20 protein-coding genes and 1 other RNA gene are annotated in these 23005 nt (G+C 63.3%); 18 read left to right on the forward strand and 3 right to left on the reverse strand.

The features are described from left to right. Positions 1 to 52: 52 nt before the first annotated feature. The 4 genes from ACQ3C8_RS02165 (at position 53) to ACQ3C8_RS02180 (ending at position 6386) form a co-directional block, all read left to right on the forward strand. Entirely contained in the window at positions 53 to 1840 is a 1788-nt protein-coding gene (locus tag ACQ3C8_RS02165; protein ID WP_428852298.1) for an acyl-CoA dehydrogenase C-terminal domain-containing protein, read from the forward strand. A gap of 88 nt (positions 1841 to 1928) precedes the next feature. Next, complete coding sequence (locus ACQ3C8_RS02170) at positions 1929 to 4361, forward strand: 3-hydroxyacyl-CoA dehydrogenase NAD-binding domain-containing protein (RefSeq protein ID WP_428852299.1); 2433 nt, start codon at positions 1929 to 1931, stop codon at positions 4359 to 4361. Between the two features lie 26 nt (positions 4362 to 4387). Further along, a complete protein-coding gene (locus tag ACQ3C8_RS02175; protein WP_428852300.1) occupies positions 4388 to 5584 on the forward strand; it encodes an acetyl-CoA C-acyltransferase in 1197 nt (398 codons plus the stop codon). A 37-nt stretch (positions 5585 to 5621) separates the two neighbouring features. Then, positions 5622 to 6386: an enoyl-CoA hydratase gene (locus ACQ3C8_RS02180; protein WP_428852301.1), complete on the forward strand. Its 765-nt coding sequence runs from the start codon at positions 5622 to 5624 to the stop codon at positions 6384 to 6386. 53 nt (positions 6387 to 6439) lie between these two features. Here ACQ3C8_RS02180 and ACQ3C8_RS02185 read toward each other — a convergent pair whose 3' ends face one another. After that, entirely contained in the window at positions 6440 to 6871 is a 432-nt protein-coding gene (locus ACQ3C8_RS02185; RefSeq protein ID WP_428852302.1) for an acyl-CoA thioesterase, read from the reverse strand. 183 nt (positions 6872 to 7054) lie between these two features. Between ACQ3C8_RS02185 and ACQ3C8_RS02190 the strand changes: the two genes are divergently transcribed. From ACQ3C8_RS02190 to ACQ3C8_RS02220, 7 genes are all read left to right on the forward strand, one after another. Then, complete coding sequence (locus tag ACQ3C8_RS02190) at positions 7055 to 8911, forward strand: ABCB family ABC transporter ATP-binding protein/permease (protein ID WP_428852303.1); 1857 nt, start codon at positions 7055 to 7057, stop codon at positions 8909 to 8911. A 165-nt stretch (positions 8912 to 9076) separates the two neighbouring features. Continuing rightward, positions 9077 to 10015, forward strand: coding sequence for a LysR family transcriptional regulator (locus ACQ3C8_RS02195; protein WP_428852304.1), 939 nt, complete (start codon positions 9077 to 9079; stop codon positions 10013 to 10015). Between the two features lie 127 nt (positions 10016 to 10142). Further along, entirely contained in the window at positions 10143 to 11447 is a 1305-nt protein-coding gene (locus tag ACQ3C8_RS02200; protein ID WP_009522994.1) for a Glu/Leu/Phe/Val family dehydrogenase, read from the forward strand. Positions 11448 to 11618: 171 nt separating this feature from the next. Next, entirely contained in the window at positions 11619 to 12515 is an 897-nt protein-coding gene (locus ACQ3C8_RS02205) for a glutamate/aspartate ABC transporter substrate-binding protein (RefSeq protein WP_428852305.1), read from the forward strand. 63 nt (positions 12516 to 12578) lie between these two features. Further along, positions 12579 to 13307 carry an amino acid ABC transporter permease gene (locus ACQ3C8_RS02210; RefSeq protein WP_009522996.1) on the forward strand — a complete coding sequence of 243 codons (729 nt, stop codon included), beginning with the start codon at positions 12579 to 12581 and terminating at the stop codon, positions 13305 to 13307. A 9-nt stretch (positions 13308 to 13316) separates the two neighbouring features. Continuing rightward, positions 13317 to 14000, forward strand: coding sequence for a glutamate/aspartate ABC transporter permease GltK (gene gltK, locus ACQ3C8_RS02215; RefSeq protein WP_009522997.1), 684 nt, complete (start codon positions 13317 to 13319; stop codon positions 13998 to 14000). After that, on the forward strand, positions 13997 to 14731 hold the full coding sequence (locus ACQ3C8_RS02220) for an amino acid ABC transporter ATP-binding protein (RefSeq protein WP_009522998.1): 735 nt from the start codon (positions 13997 to 13999) through the stop codon (positions 14729 to 14731). Before gltK ends, ACQ3C8_RS02220 begins: the two co-directional genes overlap by 4 nt. A gap of 330 nt (positions 14732 to 15061) precedes the next feature. On the opposite strand, the gene ACQ3C8_RS02225 is transcribed toward ACQ3C8_RS02220, so the two are convergent. Continuing rightward, positions 15062 to 15892, reverse strand: a complete 831-nt coding sequence (locus ACQ3C8_RS02225) for a class II glutamine amidotransferase (RefSeq protein WP_037030305.1) — start codon at positions 15890 to 15892, stop codon at positions 15062 to 15064. A 196-nt stretch (positions 15893 to 16088) separates the two neighbouring features. On the opposite strand from ACQ3C8_RS02225, the gene ACQ3C8_RS02230 reads away from it, so the two are divergent. From ACQ3C8_RS02230 to rnpB, 5 genes are all read left to right on the forward strand, one after another. Next, complete coding sequence (locus tag ACQ3C8_RS02230; protein ID WP_009523000.1) at positions 16089 to 17162, forward strand: tartrate dehydrogenase; 1074 nt, start codon at positions 16089 to 16091, stop codon at positions 17160 to 17162. Continuing rightward, a complete protein-coding gene (locus ACQ3C8_RS02235) occupies positions 17159 to 18469 on the forward strand; it encodes a glycerate kinase type-2 family protein (protein ID WP_009523001.1) in 1311 nt (436 codons plus the stop codon). Before ACQ3C8_RS02230 ends, ACQ3C8_RS02235 begins: the two co-directional genes overlap by 4 nt. Before the next feature lie 3 nt (positions 18470 to 18472). Beyond that, complete coding sequence (gene pyrC / locus ACQ3C8_RS02240) at positions 18473 to 19534, forward strand: dihydroorotase (protein WP_428852306.1); 1062 nt, start codon at positions 18473 to 18475, stop codon at positions 19532 to 19534. Beyond that, the gene (locus ACQ3C8_RS02245; RefSeq protein ID WP_428852307.1) at positions 19519 to 20358 is read left to right on the forward strand and encodes a DUF3025 domain-containing protein; all 840 of its coding nucleotides are present in this window, start codon (positions 19519 to 19521) and stop codon (positions 20356 to 20358) included. Before pyrC ends, ACQ3C8_RS02245 begins: the two co-directional genes overlap by 16 nt. A 30-nt stretch (positions 20359 to 20388) precedes the next feature. Beyond that, an RNA gene (gene rnpB / locus ACQ3C8_RS02250) (RNase P RNA component class A) lies at positions 20389 to 20705 on the forward strand. A gap of 62 nt (positions 20706 to 20767) precedes the next feature. Here rnpB and ACQ3C8_RS02255 read toward each other — a convergent pair. Continuing rightward, positions 20768 to 21190 (reverse strand): OsmC family protein, encoded by a 423-nt coding sequence (locus ACQ3C8_RS02255; protein ID WP_009523004.1) that lies wholly within the window; start codon positions 21188 to 21190, stop codon positions 20768 to 20770. A 642-nt stretch (positions 21191 to 21832) separates the two neighbouring features. Here ACQ3C8_RS02255 and rplM point away from each other — a divergent pair. Beyond that, the gene (rplM, locus tag ACQ3C8_RS02260) at positions 21833 to 22261 is read left to right on the forward strand and encodes a 50S ribosomal protein L13 (RefSeq protein ID WP_009523005.1); all 429 of its coding nucleotides are present in this window, start codon (positions 21833 to 21835) and stop codon (positions 22259 to 22261) included. Positions 22262 to 22272: 11 nt separating this feature from the next. Further along, positions 22273 to 22665: a 30S ribosomal protein S9 gene (rpsI, locus tag ACQ3C8_RS02265; protein ID WP_009523006.1), complete on the forward strand. Its 393-nt coding sequence runs from the start codon at positions 22273 to 22275 to the stop codon at positions 22663 to 22665. The last annotated feature ends 340 nt before the right edge of the window (positions 22666 to 23005 follow it).

Consider the following 23005-nt stretch of genomic DNA (forward strand, 5'->3'; position numbering starts at 1 on the left):
CGCGTGGCGCGGTGCGGCGGCTGACTCAACATTGATTCTGGAGGAGTGATCGATGGGCCAATATTCCGCACCGTTGCGAGACATGCAGTTCGTCCTGCATGAACTTCTGGATGTGGAGGGAACGCTCAAGACGCTGCCGCCGCATGCCGAGATCGACGCCGAGACCATCAACCAGGTGGTGGAAGAAGCCGGCAAGTTCTGCAGCGAAGTCATCTTCCCGCTGAACCAGGTGGGCGACCGCGAGGGTTGCAAGTACGCAGGCAATGGCGTGGTCACCACGCCCAGCGGTTTCCGCGAGGCCTACCAGCAGTATGTCGAAGCCGGCTGGCCGGCGCTCGGTTGCGATCCGGCTTACGGTGGCCAGGGCCTGCCTGTGCTGGTGAATAACGCCGTGTATGAAATGCTGAACTCGGCCAATCAGGCGTGGACCATGTATCCTGGCCTGTCGCATGGTGCCTATGAATGCCTGCACGCGCATGGCACCGACGAACAGAAGAAACTGTATCTCGAAAAACTCGTCAGTGGCGTATGGACCGGCACCATGTGCCTGACCGAGCCGCACTGTGGTACCGACCTTGGCATCCTGCGTACCAAGGCCGAGCCCGATGCCGACGGCGCGTATCGCCTGACCGGCACCAAGATCTTCATTTCCAGCGGCGAGCACGACATGGCGGAGAACATCCTCCATCTTGTGCTGGCGCGCCTGCCGGACGCCCCGGCGGGCACCAAGGGTATCTCCCTGTTCATCGTGCCAAAGTTCATTCCCGATGCCAATGGTGCAGTAGGCGAGCGTAATGGCATCGCCTGCGGTTCGATCGAACACAAAATGGGCATTCACGGCAACGCCACCTGCGTCATGAATCTCGACGGTGCGCGCGGCTGGCTGGTGGGAGAGCCCAACAAGGGTCTCAACGCCATGTTCGTGATGATGAATGCGGCCCGCCTTGGCGTCGGCATGCAGGGCCTCGGCCTCACCGAAGTGGCGTATCAGAATTCCGTCACCTATGCCAAGGAGCGCCTGCAGATGCGCGCGCTTACCGGGCCGAAGGCGCCTGACAAGCCGGCCGATCCGATCATCGTCCATCCCGACGTGCGCCGCATGCTGCTGACGCAGCGCGCCTACGCCGAAGGCGGCCGGGCTTTCTCGTACTGGATCGCAACGCAGATCGATATCGAGCTGTCGCACCCCGACGAGGCTGCACGCAAGGAAGCGGCCGATCTGGTGGCCCTGCTCACGCCGGTGGTCAAGGCCTTCCTGACCGACAATGCTTTCATCGCCACCAACGAAGCCATGCAGGTGTACGGCGGCCACGGTTATATCGCCGAGTGGGGCATGGAACAGTATGTGCGCGATGCGCGCATCAACATGATCTACGAAGGGACCAACACCATCCAGTCGCTCGACCTGCTGGGCCGCAAGGTGCTCGGCGACATGGGCGCGAAGCTGAAGAAATTCGGCAAGCTGGTACAGGACTTCATCGAGGAAGAAGGAACCAACGAGGCCATGCAGGAGTTCGTCAACCCGCTCGCCGATCTTGGTGAAAAAGTGACCAAGCTCACCATGGAAATCGGCATGAAGGCCATGCAGAACCAGGACGAGGCAGGCGCGGCCGCCGTGCCGTACCTGCGCGTGGTCGGGCATCTGGTGTTCGCCTACTTCTGGGCGCGCATGGCGAAGATCGCGCTGGAAAAATCCGCCTCGGGCGATGCTTTTTATGTCGCCAAGCTGGCCACGGCGCGTTTCTATTTTGCGCGCCTGCTACCGGAAACCGCGATGCAGATCCGTGCTGCCCGTTCCGGTTCGGCGTCGCTGATGGCGCTGGATGCAGATCTGTTCTGATTTGCATCCGTTCTGATGCCTGTGCGTCCTGCCCGCCATCCGGCACAGGCAGGACGATGTGACTCACATTGAGACAATCGGGAAGACCATGAGCAATTTCGTCGTGAAGAAAGTCGCCGTGCTGGGCGCTGGCGTCATGGGTGCGCAGATCGCCGCGCACCTTATCAACGCCAAGGTACCGGTCGTGCTGTTCGACCTGCCCGCCAAGGAAGGTCCCAAGAACGGCATCGTGCTGCGCGCCATCGATAACCTGCGCAAGCTCTCGCCCGCGCCGCTCGGCGTGGCCGACGACGCGGCGCTGATCGAGGCGGCCAACTACGAGGACGACCTGGCGAAGCTGGGCGAGTGCGATGTCGTCATCGAAGCCATCGCCGAGCGCATGGACTGGAAGCACGACCTGTATGCCAAGGTCGCACCGCACATCGCCCCGCATGCGATTTTTGCGACCAATACCTCGGGCCTGTCGATCAATGCACTGTCGGACGGTTTCGACGCCGAGCTGAAGGCGCGCTTCTGCGGTGTGCATTTCTTCAACCCGCCGCGCTACATGCACCTGGTCGAACTGATTCCCACGGCCAGCACGCATCCGCAGATTCTCGACCGCCTCGAAACCTTCCTTACCAGCACGGTCGGCAAAGGTGTGGTGCGCGCCAAGGACACGCCGAACTTCATCGCCAACCGCGTGGGCATCTTCTCGATCCTTGCGGTGTTCGCGGAAAGCGCAAAGTATGGCATTCCGTACGACGTGGTCGACGACCTCACCGGTTCCAAGCTGGGCCGCGCCAAGTCGGCCACCTTCCGCACTGCCGACGTGGTGGGCCTGGATACCATGGGCCACGTCATCAAGACGATGCAGGACAACCTCAAGGACGATCCGTTCGCCCCTGTGTACGCGACGCCGCCGGTGCTCGCCAGGCTGGTCGAGGCCGGTGCGCTCGGACAGAAGAGCGGGGCCGGTTTCTACAAGAAGGTCGGCAAGGACATCCAGGTACTCGATCCGGCCACGGGCAACTATGTGCCGTCCGCGGGCAAGGCTGACGAGATCGTCGTGCGCATGCTGAAGAAAGCGCCGGCCGAGCGCTTCCGCCTGCTGCGCGAGTCCACCAATCCGCAGGCGCAGTTCCTGTGGGCGGTGTTCCGCGATGTGTTCCATTACATCGCCGTGTACCTGCAGGACATTGCCGAATCGGCAGCAGATGTCGATCTCGCCATTCGCTGGGGCTTCGGCTGGACCACCGGTCCGTTCGAGGACTGGCAGGCGGCCGGATGGAAGGACATCGCCCAGTGGGTGAAGGAAGACATCGACACCGGCAAGGCATTGGCCATTGCGCCGCTGCCTGACTGGGTATTCAGCGGACCTGTGGCCGAGCAGGGCGGCGTGCATGCGCCGCAGGGCTCGTGGTCGCCGGCGGCGCGCGGTTTCGTGGGTCGCCAGGATTTGCCGGTGTATGGCCGCCAGGCCTTCCGTGCAAGCCTGTTCGGGACGGCCGCGCGGGATGCGCGCAGTGCCGGCAAGACGGTACATGAAGACGAGGCAGTGCGCCTGTGGGTCGATGACCGCGCAGGCCGGGGCGATGTGCTGATCGCCTCGTTCAAGAGCAAGATGAACACCATCGGCCCCGATACGATCGCCGGCCTGATGCGCGCCGTGGAACTGGCGGAGCGCGACTACGCCGGCCTGGTGGTGTGGCAGCCGACGTCGCTGCAGCTCGGTACGCCGGGTGGCCCCTTCTCGGCCGGCGCGAATCTGGAGGCGGCCATGCCGGCCTTCATGATGGGCGGTGCCAAGGGCATCGATCCGTTCGTGAAGGGCTTCCAGGACGGCATGATGCGCATCAAGTATGCGGCGGTGCCGGTGGTGGCGGCTGCATCCGGCATTGCCCTTGGCGGCGGCTGCGAATTGCTGCTGCATGCGAGCAAGCGCGTGGCGGCGATGGAAACGTATATCGGTCTGGTCGAAGTCGGCGTCGGCCTCGTGCCGGCCGGCGGCGGGCTGAAGGAGATCGCCGTGCGTGCCGCGCAGGCTGCCCAGGCGGCCGGCAGCACCAATTACCTGCAGTTCCTCACGGCACGTTTCCAGAACGCGGCCATGGCCAAGATCTCGGGCTCGGCGCTCGAGGCGCAGCGCATGGGCTATCTGCTGCCATCGGACACCATCGTGTTCAATGTGCATGAGCTGCTCGACGTGGCCCAGCGCGAAGTGCAGGCGCTGGCCGCCGCGGGTTACCGTGCGCCGCTCAAGCCCGCCGGCATTCCGGTGGCGGGTCGCTCGGGCATTGCCACGATCCAGGCGTCGCTGGTCAATATGCGCGACGGCGGCTTCATCTCGCAGCATGACTTCATGATTGCTTCGCGCATTGCCGAAGTGGTCTGCGGCGGCGCGGTCGAGGCCGGCACGCTGGTCGACGAGGCATGGCTGCTGGCGCTGGAGCGCAAGGCCTTTGTCGAACTGCTCGGCACGTCGAAGACACAGGAACGCATCATGGGCATGCTGCAGACCGGCAAGCCGGTCCGCAACTGACACCGTCACCCGAGGTTGGAGAGAACATGAAACAGCTGCAAGACGCTTACATCGTCGCCGCCACGCGCACGCCCATCGGCAAGGCGCCCAAGGGTGCGTTCCGTCATACCCGGCCGGACGACCTGCTGGCCACCATCCTGCGCGCCGCCGTGGCCCAGGTACCGGATCTTGACCCGCAGGTGATCCAGGATGCCATCGTCGGCTGCGCCATTCCGGAGGCGCAGCAGGGCCTCAACGTGGCGCGCATCGGCACGCTGCTGTCGGGCCTGCCGAACACCGTCGGCGGCATTACCGTGAACCGCTTCTGTGCCTCCGGCCTGAGTGCCGTGGCGATGGCGGCGGACCGCATTCGCGTGGGCGAGGCCGATGTGATCATCGCTGGCGGCGTCGAGTCGATGAGCATGGTGCCAATGATGGGCAACACGCCGTCGATGTCGCCCGCGATCTTCGAGCGCGACGAGAACGTCGGCATTGCCTATGGCATGGGCCTGACCGCCGAGAAGGTGGCGCAGCAATGGAAGGTGAGCCGCGAGGCGCAGGATGCGTTCGCGCTGGCGTCGCACCAGAAGGCGCTGGCCGCGCAGCAGGCGGGCGAGTTCGCCGACGAGATCACGCCCATCGAAACCATCGAACGCACCGCGAATCTGGCGACCGGCCAGATCGAGACCCAATCGCGCACCATCGCGCTCGATGAAGGTCCGCGCCCCGATACAAGTCTCGAGGGCCTGGCGCGGCTGCGCCCGGTGTTCGCGGCAAAGGGCAGCGTCACCGCCGGCACCAGTTCGCAGATGTCCGATGGTGCGGGTGCGCTGATCGTCGTCAGCGAGAAGATCCTCAAGCAGTTCAACCTGCAGCCGCTGGCGCGCTTTGTGTCGTTCGCGGTGCGCGGCGTGCCGCCGGAGATCATGGGCATCGGCCCGAAGGAAGCCATTCCCGCCGCGCTCAAGGCAGCCGGCATGACGCTCGACCAGATGGACTGGATCGAACTCAACGAAGCCTTTGCCGCGCAGTCGCTGGCCGTGATCAACGATCTGCAGCTCGATACCGGCAAGGTCAACCCGATGGGCGGGGCGATTGCGCTGGGCCATCCGCTCGGCGCGACCGGTGCGATCCGCTCCGCGACCGTGGTGCACGCGCTGCGCCGCCGCCAGCTGAAGTACGGCATGGTGACGATGTGCGTCGGTACCGGCATGGGTGCGGCCGGCATTTTCGAGCGCGTGTGATCACACGCAGCAGGAACACACCAGAGCGGAGCGTGCCATGAGCATTGCAGTGGAGATTGCCGCCGGCGTGATGACGCTGCGCTTTGACCGGCCCGTGCGCAAGAACGCCATTACGGCGGAGATGTACGCAGTGCTTGCCGATGCGTTGGCGGAGGCGGAACACGATCCGGCGGTGCGCGTGATTGTGATCGCGGGGCATGCGGAGGCCTTTACGGCCGGCAATGATCTCGAAGACTTCATGCAGCGCCCGCCGCTTGGCGACGATGCGCCGGTGTTCCGCTTCCTGCGTGCCGTCAGCACCTGCCCCAAGCCGCTGGTGGCGTCGGTCAGTGGCGTGGCGGTCGGCATCGGCACCACGCTGCTGCTGCATTGCGATCTGGTCTACGCCAGCGACACCGCGCGTTTCTCGTTGCCGTTCGTGCAACTGGGGCTGTGCCCCGAGGCAGCGTCGAGCACGCTGCTGGCGACCGTCGTCGGCCCGCGCAAGGCGGCTGAGCTGCTGATGTTCGGCGAGCCGTTCACTGCACAGGCGGCGCTCGACATGGGGCTGGTCAATGCGGTGGTGCCGGCTGCAGAGCTCGACGCACGGGTGAGCGAGCGCGTGGCCCGTCTGGTGAGATTGCCCGCGCCCTCGCTGCGCGCCACCAAGCGCCTGATGAAGCAGCAGCAGGCCGACGCGATCGCAGCGCAGATTGCGCTGGAGGTCGAGGTGTTTGGTCGCATGCTGCGCGAGCCGGCGGCAAAGGAAGCCTTCGCGGCGTTCTTCGAGAAGCGGGTGCCGGATTTTTCCGTTTTCGACTGATTCCGCCGCAGGAGGCGTGACGTGCGTTCTGGCCCCTCAGCGGTGGCCAGCCATCAGTCGGCAGGAGCGTCGTGCAACGCTGGTACCATGCGCGGCTGCCGGTTCTCGTCCGTTGCCACGTAGGTGAGCGTGGCCTCGGTCACCTTGACCGTCTGCTCGGCATCGGTCATGCGCTGGGCATAGACCTCCACTTCCACCGTGATCGAGGTGCGGCCCACGCGGATGACCTCCGCGTAGAAATTCAGCAGGTCGCCGACGAATACCGGATTCTTGAACACGAACGAGTTGACCGCGATGGTGGCCACGCGTCCCCTGGCGCGCCGCAAGGCGGGGATCGACCCGGCCAGGTCGACCTGCGCCATGATCCAGCCGCCGAATACGTCGCCGTACATGTTGGCGTCGGCAGGCATCGGGATCACTCGCAGTTCGGGCATCTTGCCGGCGGGCAGGGAAACGATCTGGTGCGAGGCGTCGTTGGCAGTCATGGCGGGAGGATTGCGGAGATCGGTTGGCCGGGTGGCAATCGGCGGGCCGGGAAGCGGACCATGCGCGCGGCGGTTTCCCCACCTGCCTGGCAGGCCGTCGGCCTAGCCATCATTGTATCGGGAACCGGCCGGCGCGGCAGGGCGTTCTCTGGGACAATAGTGGTCTCTCAAGGATGTCTTTCCATGCGCCGGTATTCCTCCGCGGGCGATCCGCCCATTCCGTCTTCTGTTCGCCTGCCGGGCCAACCCAGCCGTCCGGCCAGCCACACCGACTGGCAAACCATCCGCAACCTGCTGCCCTACCTGTGGCAGTACAAGTGGCGGGTCCTGCTGGCACTGAGCTGCCTGATCGGTGCCAAGGTCGCCAACCTTGGCGTGCCGATCCTGCTCAAGCAGCTGATCGACCGCATGAACCTCAGCACGGGCGATCCGCGCGCGCTGCTGGTGGTGCCGGTCGCGCTGATCGTGGGGTACGGCGTGTTGCGGCTGTCCGCCTCGCTGTTTACCGAACTGCGCGAGGTGCTGTTCTCCAAGGTGACCGCCAATGCGGTCCGGCGCATCGCCCTGCAGGTGTTCGAGCATTTGCACAGCCTGTCGCTGCGCTTTCATCTGGCGCGCCAGACGGGCGGCATGAGCCGCGATATCGAACGCGGTTCGCGTGGCATCCAGTCACTGATTTCGTACTCGCTCTACAGCATCCTGCCGACGCTGATCGAGGTCGCGCTGGTGATGGGCTTTTTCGTCGTGCGCTATGACATCTGGTTTGCAATCATCACGCTTGGCGCACTGGTTGGCTACATCGTATTCACGATTCTGGTGACCGAGTGGCGGATGCATTTCCGCCGCCGCATGAACGAGCTCGATTCGCGCGCCAACCAGAAGGCGATCGACTCGCTGCTGAATTTCGAGACGGTGAAGTACTTCGGCAACGAAGCCTTCGAAGCGAGCCGTTACGACGAGAATCTCAAGACCTACCGTACCGCGGCGATCCGCTCGCAGAACTCGCTGTTCCTGCTCAACTTTGGCCAGCAGACGATCATCGCCATCGGCCTGATCCTCATCCTGTGGCGCGCCACGCAGGGCGTGGTCGACGGCAGCATGACGCTGGGCGATCTGGTACTGGTCAATACGCTGATGATCCAGCTGTACATCCCGCTCAATTTCCTGGGCGTGATCTACCGCGAGATCAAGCAGTCGCTGGCCGACATGGACCGCATGTTCCTGCTGATGGAAACCGAGCGCGAAGTGGCGGACCGGCCCGACGCGCAGCCTCTGCACGTCCGGGGTGGCGCGGTGCGCTTCTCGCATGTGGAGTTTTCCTACGAGGCTAACCGCCAGATCCTGTTCGATGTCGATTTCGCCGTGCCGGCTGGCACGACCACCGCGGTGGTGGGGCACAGCGGTTCCGGCAAGTCCACGCTCGCACGCTTGCTGTTCCGCTTCTACGATGTCAGCGGTGGCGCGATCCTGATCGACGGGCAGGATCTGCGCGACGTGACGCAGGCCAGCCTGCGCGGCGCCATCGGCATCGTGCCGCAGGATACCGTGCTGTTCAACGACAGCATCTACTACAACATCGCCTATGGCCGGCCCGAGGCGTCGCGCGAGGAAGTCATCGCGGCGGCCAAGGCGGCGCAGATCCATCAGTTCGTGAGCGAGTTGCCGGAGGGCTACGACACGCCGGTGGGCGAGCGTGGCCTGAAACTGTCTGGCGGCGAAAAGCAGCGCGTGGCGATTGCCCGGACGCTGCTCAAGAATCCGCCGATCCTGATCTTCGACGAAGCGACCTCGGCACTGGATTCGCGTACCGAGCAGGCCATCCAGGCGGAGCTGATGCGACTGGCCGAAACGCGCACGACACTGGTCATCGCCCACCGCCTGTCGACGGTCGTGCAGGCCGACCAGATCCTCGTGCTCGACCACGGCCGGATCGTCGAGCGTGGTACGCACGAGGCCCTGATGCGGCTCAACGGCAAGTATGCGGAGATGTGGCGCATCCAGGCGCGCGATGCGTCTGCTGCCACGGTGGATGCCGGCTGACATGCAGGCTGGGGCAGCCATCGGGTTGCCCCGGATGGTCCGGCGCATGGGCCTTGGCAGCGATGGTGCGATGCCGGATGTCCGTCCCGGTGGACGGGCGCATGCCTGACGGGGCCGGCCGCGCCTGTTGTGGAGCTCGTCTGGGATCCCCTGCATAATGTGTGGATGGATACCAAATGGCTCGAGGATTTCGTCAGCCTGGCCGAAACGCAGAGCTTTTCGCGTTCGGCCAGCCTGCGTAATGTCACGCAACCCGCTTTTTCACGCCGCATCCAGTCCCTCGAGGCCTGGCTGGGCACGGAGCTGATCGATCGCTCGAGCTATCCGACTCGCCTCACGCCAGCTGGCCACGTATTCTACGAGCAGGCCCTGGCCATGCTGGCGCAGATCGGCGAAACCCGCGAACTGCTGCGCGGCCAATCGTCCGGGCAGGGCAGCATGATCGACTTTGCTGTGCCGCACAATCTGTCGCTAACATTCTTTCCGCGCTGGCTCAGCCAAATCGAGCAGCAGATCGGCCGCCTGCCGTGCCGGCTACGCGCGCTCAATGTGCACGACGCCGTTCTGACCCTGGTGGAGGGGGGGTGCGACCTGATGATGTGCTACCACCATGCGCGCCAGCCGGTGCAGCTCGATCCGCTGCGCTATGACATGCTGCCGCTCGGGGTCGAGCGGCTGGCGCCCTACAGCATTCCCGATGCCTCGGGCCGCGCGCAGTTCGGGCTGCTCGGAGACGGCGCGGTACCTTACCTGGCCTATGCGCCTGGTGCGTTCCTGGGGCGGGTGGTGGACACCGTGCTTACCGAGTTGCCCCGGCGGCCGGCGCTCGACAAAGTCTACGAAACGGACATGGCCGAAGCGCTGAAGGCCATGGCGCTGGCCGGGCATGGCTTGGCTTTCCTGCCGGACAAGGCGGTGCGCGAGGAGGTCCTGGCGGGTCGCCTGGTGCGGGCCGACCATGCGCCGGACGTCGACTATTCGGTGGAGGTCGAACTGCGCCTGTACCGTCAGCATCCCGACGGGCAGGGCGAGCGGCCGACGACCCAGGCCCCGCGGCGCGCGCTGGTCGACCGTATCTGGCAGGCGCTCTCGCAATCACGATAGATCGGAGTAGAATGCCTCCAACATGTTCTTATGCAAGACATGCATGGGGCAATGTCAAAACGGCATTGGATTTCGCGCAAATGCTTGCCCTATGCTGGCGGCAATTTCTCACAAGGAAGCTCTTGCCATGTCGCATTCCCAACCTCCCTCGTCTGCTCCCAAACATGCCCTGCCGTCGTACCTGCGGCCCGATGCCCTCGGACCCTGGGGGATCTACCTCGAACAGGTCGACCGCGTCACGCCTTATCTCGGCTCGCTGGCCCGCTGGGTGGAAACCCTCAAGCGGCCCAAGCGCTCGCTGATCGTCGATGTGCCCATCGAACTCGATAACGGCACCATCGCCCATTTCGAAGGCTACCGCGTCCAACACAATACTTCGCGCGGCCCTGGCAAGGGCGGCGTGCGTTTCCACCAGGATGTCACCCTGTCCGAAGTGATGGCGCTGTCTGCATGGATGTCGGTCAAGAACGCGGCCGTCAATGTACCGTACGGCGGCGCCAAGGGCGGGGTGCGGGTCGATCCGCGCCTGCTGTCGGGCGCGGAGCTGGAACGGCTGACGCGCCGCTACACCAGCGAAATCAACATTATCATCGGACCGAACAAGGACATTCCCGCGCCGGACGTGAATACCAACGAGCAGGTCATGGCATGGATGATGGACACCTACTCGCAGAATTCAGGTTCCACGGCGACCGGGGTAGTCACGGGCAAGCCGATTTCGCTCGGTGGCAGCCTGGGACGCCGCGAGGCCACCGGCCGGGGTGTGTTTGTGGTGGGAACGGAAGCGGCGCGCAATCTCGGCGTGGAAATCAAGGGTGCGCGCGTGGTGGTTCAGGGCTTCGGCAATGTCGGCAGCGTGGCCGCGCGGCTGTTCCATGACGCGGGGGCGCACGTGATTGCCGTGCAGGACCACAAGGGCGTGGTCTACGCGCCGGGCGGGCTCGATATTCCTGCACTGATCACGCACGTGGCGCAGAACGGTTCGGTAGCGGGCTTCAGCGCCGAGTCGCTGCCGGCTGACCAGTTCTGGCAACTGGATTGCGAATTCCTCATTCCGGCTGCGCTGGAAGGACAGATCACGAAGGACAACGCGCCCCATATCCGTGCCAGGATGGTCATCGAAGGGGCAAACGGCCCGACCACCCCCGAAGCCGACGATATCCTGCGCGAACGCAATATCCTCGTCGCGCCGGACGTGATCGCCAATGCCGGCGGCGTGACCGTGTCCTATTTCGAGTGGGTGCAGGATTTCTCCAGCTTCTTCTGGACCGAGGAAGAAATCAACCAGCGCCTGGTACGCATTATGCAGGAAGCATTCCGCGCCATCTGGCAGGTTGCGCAGGACAATCATGTGACCTTGCGGACCGCGGCATTCATCGTCGCCTGTACCCGCATCCTGCAGGCGCGTGAGATGCGCGGCCTCTACCCCTGACGGGCGGGCGCGGGCGGGTGGACCAGCGGTTTCGGCTGCCGTCAACCCGCTTGTGCAGAGGAAATGCTCAGGGAAAAACCCGTTGAAATCACTGGAGCCGTGCGTAATACTGTGATTTCTGGGGGATATATAAGCTAGTCTCTCACTTCTTTTTTGGTCAAGGAGATCTTCATGAAATTGGTCAAGTTGGCAACGCTGCTGGTCGCCGCAGGTATCGCAAGCGGGGTCGCACATGCCCAGCAATTGACAGGCACGCTGCAGAAGATCAAGGAAACCGGCGTCATCACGCTCGGCGTCCGCGAGTCGTCGATTCCGTTCAACTACAATCTCGGCGGCGTCCGGCAGGTCGGTTATTCCTACGACATCAACATGAAGATCGTCGAGGCGATCAAGAAGCAGTTGAACCTGCCGAACCTGCAGGTCAAGGAAATTCCGATCACCTCGCAGAACCGTATCACGCTGCTGCAGAACGGCACCATCGACATCGAGTGTGGCTCCACCACCAATAACCTCGAGCGTCAGAAGCAGGTGTCCTTCTCGACCACAATCTTCGTCATCGGCACGCGTCTGCTGACCAAGGCCGACAGCGGCATCAAGGATTTTGCCGACCTGAAGGGCAAGAACGTCGTGACCACCGCGGGCACCACGTCCGAGCGCCTGCTGCGTTCGATCAATGACGAGCAGAAGCTCGGCATGAACATCATCAGCACCAAGGACCATGGCCAGTCGTTCCTGACTCTCCAGTCGGGCCGCGCCGCCGCGTTCATGATGGATGATGCACTGCTGTATGGCGAACGCGCCAAGGCGCGCAACCCGGCCGAATGGGTCGTGGTGGGCAAGCCGCAATCGCGTGAAGCCTACGGCTGCATGCTGCGCAAGGACGATGCCCCGTTCAAGAAGATTGCTGACACAACCATCACCGGCTTGATGAAGTCGGGCGAAATCGATGCCATGTACAAGAAGTGGTTCGAGCAGCCGGTTCCGCCGCGCGGCCTGAACCTCGACTTCAAGCTGTCGGAGGACATGAAGGCCCTCTTCAAGAATCCGAACGACAAGGCATTCGACTGACAGGCCGGAAGTGCGTGGCTGAAACGGAAGGCAAGTCCTTCCGTTTCTTTTTGAGGAAGCAACATGAATTACCACTGGAATTGGGGCGTATTCTTCGCCGACGCCTCCGGTAGTGAGACCTATCTTGACTGGCTGATCTCCGGGCTGTTCACGACCATCACTGTCGGCCTGTCGGCCTGGATCATTGCCCTCATCATCGGCTCGGTCCTGGGCGTGATGCGTACCATGCCCAATCGATGGATCTCCGGGATCGCGGCGACCTACGTCGAGATTTTCCGCAATATTCCGCTGCTCGTGCAGCTCTTCATCTGGTATTTCGTCATGCCCGAACTGCTGCCGTTCGGCGAGGCGATCAAGCAGATGAATCCGTTCGCCCAGCAGTTCCTGGCCGGCATGCTGTGCCTCGGCACCTTCACCGCCGCCCGGGTGTGCGAGCAGGTGCGTTCGGGTATCAATTCGCTGCCGCGCGGCCAGCGCTACGCCGGACTGGCGATGGGTTTCACGCTGCCGCAGACCTACCGCTACGTGCTTTTGCCGATGGCGTACCGCATCATCGTGCCGCCGCTGACATCGGAATTCCTGAATATCTTCAAGAATTCCGCGGTTGCGTCGACGATCGGCCTGCTGGAACTGGCGGCGCAAGGGCGCCAGCTGGTGGACTATACCGCGCAGCCGTATGAGGCATTCATTGCCGTGACGTTGCTGTATCTGGTCATCAACGCCACGGTGATGCTCGTCATGCGGTGGATCGAGGGGCGCACGCGCGTTCCGGGCTACATCGGCGGAAAGTGAGGCACGGACATGGCATACGCTTTTGATTTCAGTTCGATTACGCCCGAGACCCTGCATGTGCTGGGCGAGGGCATGATGGTATCGCTCAAGATCACCGCGACGGCCGTCGTGGTGGGGATCGTGTGGGGTACGATCCTCGCGATGATGCGCCTGTCCAGCCTGAAGGTGCTGTCGTGGTTCGCAACCGGGTATGTGAACCTGTTCCGCTCCATTCCGCTGGTGATGGTGCTGCTGTGGTTCTTCCTCATCATTCCGCAGTTCCTGACCAGCATGCTCAATCTGTCGCCTTCGACCGATCTGCGCATGACATCGGCGCTCATTGCCTTCTCGATGTTCGAGGCTGCCTATTACTCGGAAATCATCCGGGCGGGCATCCAGAGCGTGTCGAAGGGCCAGATGGCCGCGGCCAATGCGCTGGGCATGACGTACTTCCAGTCGATGCGCCTGGTGGTGCTGCCGCAGGCCTTCCGCAACATGGTGCCGTTGCTGCTCACGCAAGGCATCATCCTGTTTCAGGATACCTCGCTGGTGTACGTGAGTGCGCTGGCCGATTTCTTCGGACAGGCTTACGGCGTGGGCGAACGGGACGGCAGCATCGTTGAAATGCTGTTGTTTGCGGGCGCCGTGTACTTTGTCATCTGCTTCAGTGCTTCGCTGCTGGTCAAGCGTTTCCAGAAAAAGGTATCTGTATGATCGAAATCAAGAATGTCTCCAAGTGGTACGGCACGTTTCAGGTCTTGAACGATTGCACGACAAACGTCAAGAAAGGTGAGGTCGTGGTGGTGTGCGGCCCCTCCGGCTCTGGCAAGTCGACGCTGATCAAGACGGTGAATGGCCTTGAGCCGTTCCAGAAAGGTGACATCACGGTCGACGGCACCTCGGTGGGCAGCCCCAAGACCAATCTGTCGAAGCTGCGTTCGCGCGTGGGCATGGTCTTCCAGAACTTCGAACTGTTTCCACACCTGTCGATCCGGGAGAACCTGACCATCGCTCAGGTCAAGGTGCTGGGGCGCAACAAGGAAGAAGCCGTCGCGCATGGCATGAAGTATCTCGAGCGGGTGGGTCTGAAGGCGCAGGCCGACAAATTCCCGGGCCAGCTCTCGGGTGGCCAGCAGCAGCGCGTGGCGATTGCCCGGGCGCTGTCGATGGATCCGATCTGCATGCTGTTCGACGAGCCGACCTCGGCGCTTGATCCGGAAATGGTCAACGAGGTGCTGGACGTGATGGTCGAACTCGCGCATGAAGGCATGACCATGATGTGCGTGACCCACGAAATGGGGTTTGCACGCAAGGTCGCCAACCGCGTGATCTTCATGGACCAGGGTGCGATCGTGGAAGACTGCGAGAAAGAGGAGTTCTTCGGCAATATCAGTGCACGCTCGGAGCGGGCGCGGCAGTTCCTGTCGAAAATCCTCGCACATTGAGCGACGTCACCTTCGGGTGGCATCCGGCGCGTGGCGCCGCTCCAACCGGGGGCGGCGGCAAGCCATAAAAAGGACGCTTCGGCGTCCTTTTTTATGGCTTGCCGCAAGGACGGCTCGGCGCATCAGGTGGTGTGATGCAATCAGCGTCGCGGGATTGCGGCGAGTCGGCGAGGTACCGCCGTGGGTGGTCTGACGGTATCGACATGCCAGGCGCGTGGTCCGACGGGCGCCCTGCAGGCTCTATTGTCTGGCAACAACTCACGCCGAGGTGTGCTGTCCCCGTGCTGGCATCCGTGGTGCGCGCCCATGCAAACCGTTTGTACGTGATGCTCAGGTACAGGCGGTATTGGCCGCATTGGCGAGGCGGACCGATTCGGGAATCGGGACGATGGTGCGCAGCTCGAGCTTGCCGTCGCGGAACATCAGCAGCTCGCCCGGTTCGAAACGCGTCCACACCTCGTCGTCGGTCAGCGGCGCCGTCGCAATGACGGCGACACGGTCGTCTTCGGTGGTGACCTGGGCGAAGTCGATGGTCATGTCAGCGTCGATCAGGTGCGCGGTCGAGAAAGGCCATTCGCGCACGATGTAGTACAGGTTGGTCGAGCAGTGCGCGAATAGCGCCTGTCCATTGCATAGCAGGTAATTGAACACGCCGTGCAGCGTGATCTCCCGCGTGATGTCGGCCAGCGCGTGGAACAGCTCGTTCAGTGGCGGCTGCGAACCGGGAAAGCGCTTGCGCAACGCCTGCATGATGGTGCAGAACGCCAGTTCGCTGTCGGTATCGCCGACCGGCTGGTAGACGCCGCCGAGGAAGGGCTGGAAGGTCTTGAGATCGCCGTTGTGGGCGAAGATCCAGTGCCGGCCCCACAGTTCCCGCATGAATGGATGGCAGTTCTCCAGCAGGACCGGCCCCTGGGTCGCCTTGCGGATATGCGAGATGACATTCTTCGACTTGATCGGGTAGCGTTTGACCAGCTCTGCCACTGGCGAAGTGGCGGAAGAAGCGTTATCGATGAACAGGCGGCAGGCCTTTTCCTCGAAGAACGCCACGCCGAAACCGTCGGCATGGTGGTCGGTGACGCCGCCGCGCGCGGCAAAGCCGGTCAGCGAGAACGTGATGTCGGTAGGGGTGGCGCAGTTCATGCCCAGCAGCTGGCACATGACGGAGGTCCGGACAGGATGCAATAGAATACGCATTATCGCGCTCCGCGGCCCCGGTGCCAAGCGGCCGCGCGGCTGTGTCCCGATTCCGTGCCCTGGTTCCACGTTCCGGTTCCGTGCCTTGCTTGTCCGGCCGGCGTGCCGCCCCGGGCGTAGCGGATCGATTGCCGTACCGACCATTCAATCAACAGAGACTATGTCCCAATTTCGTATTGCCGTGATTCCCGGAGATGGAATCGGTAAGGAGGTGATGCCGGAAGGCGTCCGTGTCATGGACGCCGCAGCCCGCAAGTTCGGCATCGATTTCAAGTGGGACTGGTTCGATTTTTCCAGCTACGAGTACTACCAGAAGCACGGCAAGATGCTGCCGGACAACTGGTTCGACACGCTGCGCGGCTACGATGCGCTATATTTCGGCGCGGTTGGCTGGCCGGCCGGCATTGCCGATCACGTGTCCCTGTGGGGCTCGCTGCTGTTGTTCCGCCGCGAATTCGACCAGTACGTGAACCTGCGGCCGGTGCGCCTGATGCCGGGTATTCCGTGCCCGCTGGCCAACCGCAAGCCTGGCGACATCGATTTCTACGTGGTGCGCGAGAACACCGAGGGCGAGTATTCCAGCGTCGGCGGCCGCATGTTTGCCGGCACCGACCGTGAGGTGGTGCTGCAGGAAACCGTGATGTCGCGTGTCGGCGTCGACCGGATCCTCAAGTTCGCCTTCGATCTGGCGCAAAAGCGCCCGAAAAAGCACCTGACGTCCGCGACCAAGTCGAACGGTATCGCCATCACCATGCCGTACTGGGACGAGCGTGTGGAGGCTATGGCCCAGCGCTACGCAGACATCAAGGTCGACAAGTATCACATCGACATCCTGACGGCCAATTTTGTGCTGCATCCGGACTGGTTCGACGTGGTCGTGGCCAGCAACCTGTTCGGCGACATCCTGTCCGATCTCGGCCCGGCCTGTACCGGGACGATCGGCGTGGCGCCGTCGGCCAATATCAATCCGGACCGCACCTATCCCAGCCTGTTCGAGCCGGTGCACGGCTCGGCGCCGGATATTGCCGGCAAGGGCATTGCCAATCCGATCGGCCAGATCTGGTGCGGCGGCATGATGCTGGAGCACCTCGGTTATCCGGAGGCGGGCGCGGCCGTTCTCGATGCGATCGAGCGCGTGCTCGCCGCAGGCCCGGCCCACGCGCCGCTGACGCGTGACATCGGGGGCACGGCGGGCACGGCAGACCTCGGCAAGGCGATTGCGGAGGCGCTATGAGCCAGGGCGAGACCACACAGGCAACCGAGCAGGCACGGGCACTCCTGCGCCGCAGTTTCGACGCTGCCGTGGCAGCGGCCGACCCGCGCCAGATGCTGGCGCAGCACCTGCCCGACCTGACGGGGTACCGGCGCGTACTGGCGGTCGGCGCAGGCAAGGCCGGTGGCGCCATGGCGGTGGCGCTGGAACAGGCATGTGCCGGCAAGGTCGAGGTGTCGGGCATTGTCGTGACGCGCTATCACCATGCCTTGCCGACCAATCACATTCGGGTGGTCGAGGCGGGCCATCCCGTGCCGGACGCTGCTGGCGAGGCGGCATCGCGTGACATTCTCGCGGCGGTTTCCGAGCTCGGCAGCGAAGACCTGCTGGTGGTGCTGGTGTCCGGCGGCGGTTCGAGCCTGCTGTCCCTGCCTGCCGACGGCCTGACCATGGACGACCTGCGTGCGACCACCGATGCGCTGCTGCGTTGCGGCGCGCCGATTACCGAGATGAATGTGGTGCGCAAGCACCTGTCGCGCATCCAGGGCGGCTGGCTGGCGCATGCGAGCCGCGCCCCGGTGGTGTCGCTGATCATTTCTGATGTGGCAGGCGACGATCCGAGCGCCATCGCGAGCGGCCCGACAGTGCCCGATCCCAGCACCTATGCGGATGCGCTGGCGATTCTCGAGCGCTATCAGGCCGACGTGCCAGCACCGGTGCGCACGCGGCTGGAGCGCGGTGCGCGCGGCGAACTGCCGGAGACGCCCAAGCCAGGCGACCCCTGCTTCGCGCGCGTCACCAACCGCCTGATCGCGACCGCCCAGGCGAGCCTGGAGGCCGGTGCCGCGCAGTTCGCGGCAGCCGGCATCCCGGTGATGATGCTCGGCGACACGGTGACCGGCGAGGCGCGCGAAGTCGCCAAGGTGTACGCTGCGCTGGTGCGCCAGATCCGCCAGCACGGCACGCCGGCCGCTGCGCCCGTTGCGTTGATTTCGGGTGGCGAGTGCACGGTCACCTTGCCTGCCGGCGTGAAGGGGCGGGGCGGGCGCTGTACTGAATTCCTGCTGTCGCTGGCCTGCGAGCTTGAAGGCATGCCAGGTCTCTACGCGCTGGCTGCGGATACCGATGGCATCGACGGTTCCGAGGACAATGCCGGCGGACTGCTCGACCCGCAGACTGCGCAACGCGCAGCGACTGCCGGCATGACACCGCGTGGCCAGCTTGATGCGCATGATGCCTTCGGCTTCTTTGCCGCCAGCGACGACCTGGTGACCACCGGCCCGACCTACACGAACGTCAACGACTATCGCGCCATCCTGATCCTGTAAGCCATGACTACTCAAACGACCTCCATCGCGACGCCGGATACGCTGACCATCACCCGACCCGACGATCTGCACCTGCATCTGCGCGACGGCAACATCATCGCCAGTATCCTGCCGGAAACCGCGCGCCAGTTCGCACGCGCCATCATCATGCCGAACTTGCGCCCGCCGGTGGTCACCACCGAGCAGGCGCGCGGCTACCGTCAGCGCATCCTCGATGCATTGCCAGCTGGCATGTCGTTCGAGCCGCTGATGACGCTGTACCTCACCGACAATACGCGCGCCGAGGAAATCACCACAGCCCATGAGAGTGGCTTTATCCATGCGCTCAAGCTGTATCCGGCCGGTGCGACCACCAACAGCGATGCTGGCGTGACCGATCTCGCGCGCTGCAGCGCCGTACTCGAGCGCATGCAGGCGGTGGGCATGCCGCTGCTGGTCCATGGCGAGGTCGCCGATTCGGCCGTCGATACCTTCGACCGCGAAGCGGTGTTCATCGACAAGGTGTTGATTCCGCTGCGCCGCCAATTCCCGGCGCTGAAGATCGTGTTCGAGCACATCACCACGCGCCAGGCGGCGGAGTACGTGCGCGACGCCGAGGGGCCGATCGCCGCCACGATCACGCCGCAGCATTTGCTGTACAACCGCAATGCGCTATTCGTGGGTGGCATCCGGCCGCATTTCTATTGCCTGCCGGTGCTCAAGCGCGAAGAACACCGTCTGGCCCTGGTGGCAGCCGCTACGTCCGGCAATCCGCGTTTCTTCCTCGGGACCGACAGTGCGCCGCACGCCAAGGGCCTGAAGGAGCACGCCTGCGGCTGCGCCGGCTGCTACAGCGCGGCCAACGCCATGGAGCTGTACGCGGAGGCTTTCGAGGATGCGGGCGCGCTCGATCGACTGGAAGGGTTTGCCAGCTTCCACGGCGCCGACTTCTACGGCCTGCCGCGCAATACCGGCACCCTCACGCTCAAGCGCATGGACTGGCAGTTGCCGGCCGAGATGCCGTTTGGCGATACCACCATCGTGCCGCTGCGCGGTGGTGAAACGATGCGGTGGAAGGCGCTCTGAGGCACGGTGCAGCGCCCGGGCCCGCGATTGCCGCGTGGCCCGGTCCACTGGCCGATATCGATTGGTCGCAGCCCTGGCTGGCACCATATCGCACCATCGGTGAGCCGCTGGCCGAAGCCGTCCGCTCCGGGGCCACACTCACCACGCTGCTCAGCGCAGAAGCTGATTGTCGGGGCCTGGTCAATGCGGCCGGCCATCGCGTGCACTTCATTGCCCAGTCGGAACTCCCGAGGGGCGTGGCCTACGAAACGCACATCCATGCGACCGGCGGCGTACCGACGCGCGACAACCTGCACGATTTCTTCAATGCCCTGATCTGGCTGCATTTTCCGCAGACCAAGGCGCGGCTCAATGCCGTGCAGGCGGAGCAGATTGCGCTGCATGGCCAACAGGTGCGTGGCGCGGTGCGCGATGCGGCGACGCTGTTCGACGAAAACGCAGCGCTCGTGATGTCCGCCGATGCCGGACTGCATGCGGATCTGCGCGCTTTTTCGTGGCACCGGTTGTTCGTGACGCGCCGCGCCGCCTGGGCGGATTGCCGGGTGCTGATCTTTGGTCACGCTTTGCTGGAAAAACTGGTTTCTCCCTACCGTGGTATCACGGCGCACGCCTGGCTGTCTGATGGCCCTGCCGCGCCGCGATGGCCGGATGCTGACCTTGCTGGCGCCCTCGCGGCGACACCGCTTGCCAGCCGCATGCTCACACCCTTGCCGGTACTCGGCATTCCGGGATGGTGGTCAGGCAATAGCGATCCTGCGTTCTACGCGGACGCGACCGTCTTCCGGCCGGGGCGGCGCGATGCCCGGTCGGCGCGCATCGCATGAATGATGGGATGGTGGTAGACTGCGCCCCGCGAAGCAGGACAGGCAATCGCTGCTTCCGCGCATGCGCGGAAGGGGAGGAAAGTCCGGACTCCACAGGGCAGGGTGATGGCTAACGACCATCCGCGGTGACGCGAGGAACAGGGCCACAGAGACGAGCGTATTCAGTTACGGTGAAACGCGGTAACCTCCACCCGGAGCAATCCCAAGTAGGCAGGCATTGAAGCGGCCCGCCGAGCCTGCGGGTAGGGAGCTAGAACCGGCCGGTAACGGCCGGTCCAGATGAATGATTGCCACGGTACGCGGCTTCGCGTACTGCACAGAATCCGGCTTATCGACCTGCTTCGCCCTTTTTCCATGCTTGCGCAGGCTTTCGTGCGCATCGTTCCCGGCGTCCTGCCGGTCGAGGGCCTCAGGCCTCGACGATTTCCAGGGTATGGCTCATTTCCGCCGACTTGGCCAGCATGATCGAGGCCGAGCAGTACTTGTCGTGTGACAGCTGGATCGCACGCTCCACCGTCTCCCGCTTCAGGTTGCGCCCGGTCACGGTAAAGTGGAACACGATGCGCGTAAATACCTTGGGATCTTCGCCTGCGCGTTCGGCTTCCAGGCGGACGGTGCAGCCCAGCACATCCTGGCGGCTGCGCTTGAGGATCAGTACCACGTCATAGGCGGTGCAACCGCCAGTGCCAAGGAGCACCATCTCCATCGGGCGTGGGGCGAGATTATTGCCGCCCCCTTCCGGTGCGCCGTCCATGGCTACGATGTGGCCGCTGCCCGTCTCCGCGATAAAACTCATGCCCTGTGGGCCCATCCAGCTGACCTTGCATTCCATGACGCATTCCGTTGAGTGGTAAACAAGAAACGATTGTACCGATTCTGCGACTACCCAATGTACAGGGCCAGAGTGGAATGGAATTGCTGCAGTGCAGCACGTGACGGCCGCTGCACCATGGTGGGGCGGGGTTGAGTTTACCCTCTAAAGGTGGTCTGTCGCGGCTACGCAACTCGTATTAAACAATTGATTTATAAGGAATTAATCCTGATTTATGGCCGGTGAAACTATTTTTTACAATACAAAACGGCATTTCACGCGACAACTTATCTTGCGTTGCACAACCGGTTGTGTATAATGGGAACCATTGATTGACGCACTTCATGAGTTCCGCTAGGCAAGGTAATGTGGCTTAAGCGACGCCTCTGAGTTGTCAGTCTCCCAGTGTCTCCTCCACCCTCCTCCTTTGGTGGATTTAAACCCAAGCCTCGCGGCTTGGGTTTTTTTTCGTCTTTTTACATTGCTTGCCGATATTCCTTGTTTTTTCAAGGGTTTATGGATAGAATCCTCGGTTTCCCCGTTGCCCATGGGGGAAATCCGTGCGCTATAGCGCGTGCGGCAGGGCGGCTTGTATCAAGCGGCGCATATGAACGTCATGCGATGCAAGACCGAAATCGGGCGCATTCAATGTCAGGAAATATCATGAAAACCTTTTCCGCCAAGCCTGCAGAGGTCGAGCGCGAGTGGTTCGTGATTGACGCGACGGACAAAGTCCTCGGCCGTGTTGCCAGCGAAGTGGCACGCCGACTGCGCGGCAAGCACAAGCCGGAATTTACTCCGCACGTCGACACGGGTGACTACATCATCGTTGTCAACGCAGGCAAGCTGCGCGTGACGGGCGCGAAAGCGACCGACAAGATCTACTATCGCCACACCGGCTATCCGGGTGGTATCCGCGAAATCAGTTTCGACAAGATGCAGCAGCGTTTCCCGGGCCGCGCCCTGGAAAAGGCCGTGAAGGGCATGTTGCCGAAGGGTCCGCTGGGCTACGCGATGATCAAGAAGCTGAAGGTGTACGCCGACGCTGATCATCCGCATACCGCGCAGCAGCCGAAAGCGCTTGAAATCTAAGGGGCCCAGCCATGATCGGAAACTGGAACTATGGTACCGGCCGCCGCAAGAGCGCAGTGGCTCGTGTGTTCATCAAATCGGGCAAGGGCGATATCGTCGTCAATGGCAAGCCCATCACCGAGTATTTCGCTCGCGAAACCTCGCTGATGATCGTGCGCCAGCCGCTCGAACTGACTGAAAATGCCGCAACGTTCGACATCAAGGTCAACGTGTCGGGTGGTGGTGAAACCGGCCAGGCTGGCGCTGTCCGCCACGGCATCACGCGCGCCCTGATCGACTATGACGCCACGCTGAAGTCGGCGCTGTCGAACGCTGGCTTCGTGACGCGCGATGCGCGTGAAGTCGAGCGTAAGAAGGTCGGTCTGCGCAAGGCCCGCCGCGCCAAGCAGTTCTCGAAGCGTTAATCGCTTCCGGAGCGTGTGTCCGGCCCATATGGTCCGGAAGCGCAGCGAAAAAGCCGCACAGTTTGCTGTGCGGCTTTTTTTCGGCCACGTGTACTGGTTTTCCAGGCCGGATGAGGCGACGTACGCCCCGGCGGGGTTGTTCGGCGGCCGCTGTGACCGCTCCAGCGTGGCGGACACACCTTGCCTCCAAGCGCGCACGGGTGCTGCAGGGGAGGGGTATCGCAAAAGCCCTGTGCGCCGCAAAAGACCATATCCGCGCCCAGCCAAGGATTGCCCCTATTGAATTTGGTCCTTCCGGCACAAACTGTCCGAAAGGCTTAGAATGTCGTTGTACAACCCC

It is taken from the genome of Imbroritus primus (assembly GCF_964332355.1).
GTDB classification, from domain to species: domain Bacteria; phylum Pseudomonadota; class Gammaproteobacteria; order Burkholderiales; family Burkholderiaceae; genus Imbroritus; species Imbroritus primus.

Excerpts from the sequence above, each read along its gene's own strand:
- ACQ3C8_RS02165 (WP_428852298.1), top strand. The coding sequence starts at position 53 with ATGGGCCAATATTCCGCACCGTTGCGAGACATGCAGTTCGTCCTGCAT.
- ACQ3C8_RS02170 (WP_428852299.1), top strand. The coding sequence starts at position 1,929 with ATGAGCAATTTCGTCGTGAAGAAAGTCGCCGTGCTGGGCGCTGGCGTC.
- ACQ3C8_RS02175 (WP_428852300.1), top strand. The coding sequence starts at position 4,388 with ATGAAACAGCTGCAAGACGCTTACATCGTCGCCGCCACGCGCACGCCC.
- ACQ3C8_RS02180 (WP_428852301.1), top strand. The coding sequence starts at position 5,622 with ATGAGCATTGCAGTGGAGATTGCCGCCGGCGTGATGACGCTGCGCTTT.
- ACQ3C8_RS02185 (WP_428852302.1), bottom strand. The coding sequence starts at position 6,871 with ATGACTGCCAACGACGCCTCGCACCAGATCGTTTCCCTGCCCGCCGGC.
- ACQ3C8_RS02190 (WP_428852303.1), top strand. The coding sequence starts at position 7,055 with ATGCGCCGGTATTCCTCCGCGGGCGATCCGCCCATTCCGTCTTCTGTT.
- ACQ3C8_RS02195 (WP_428852304.1), top strand. The coding sequence starts at position 9,077 with ATGGATACCAAATGGCTCGAGGATTTCGTCAGCCTGGCCGAAACGCAG.
- ACQ3C8_RS02200 (WP_009522994.1), top strand. The coding sequence starts at position 10,143 with ATGTCGCATTCCCAACCTCCCTCGTCTGCTCCCAAACATGCCCTGCCG.
- ACQ3C8_RS02205 (WP_428852305.1), top strand. The coding sequence starts at position 11,619 with ATGAAATTGGTCAAGTTGGCAACGCTGCTGGTCGCCGCAGGTATCGCA.
- ACQ3C8_RS02210 (WP_009522996.1), top strand. The coding sequence starts at position 12,579 with ATGAATTACCACTGGAATTGGGGCGTATTCTTCGCCGACGCCTCCGGT.
- gltK (WP_009522997.1), top strand. The coding sequence starts at position 13,317 with ATGGCATACGCTTTTGATTTCAGTTCGATTACGCCCGAGACCCTGCAT.
- ACQ3C8_RS02220 (WP_009522998.1), top strand. The coding sequence starts at position 13,997 with ATGATCGAAATCAAGAATGTCTCCAAGTGGTACGGCACGTTTCAGGTC.
- ACQ3C8_RS02225 (WP_037030305.1), bottom strand. The coding sequence starts at position 15,892 with ATGTGCCAGCTGCTGGGCATGAACTGCGCCACCCCTACCGACATCACG.
- ACQ3C8_RS02230 (WP_009523000.1), top strand. The coding sequence starts at position 16,089 with ATGTCCCAATTTCGTATTGCCGTGATTCCCGGAGATGGAATCGGTAAG.
- ACQ3C8_RS02235 (WP_009523001.1), top strand. The coding sequence starts at position 17,159 with ATGAGCCAGGGCGAGACCACACAGGCAACCGAGCAGGCACGGGCACTC.
- pyrC (WP_428852306.1), top strand. The coding sequence starts at position 18,473 with ATGACTACTCAAACGACCTCCATCGCGACGCCGGATACGCTGACCATC.
- ACQ3C8_RS02255 (WP_009523004.1), bottom strand. The coding sequence starts at position 21,190 with ATGGAATGCAAGGTCAGCTGGATGGGCCCACAGGGCATGAGTTTTATC.
- rplM (WP_009523005.1), top strand. The coding sequence starts at position 21,833 with ATGAAAACCTTTTCCGCCAAGCCTGCAGAGGTCGAGCGCGAGTGGTTC.
- rpsI (WP_009523006.1), top strand. The coding sequence starts at position 22,273 with ATGATCGGAAACTGGAACTATGGTACCGGCCGCCGCAAGAGCGCAGTG.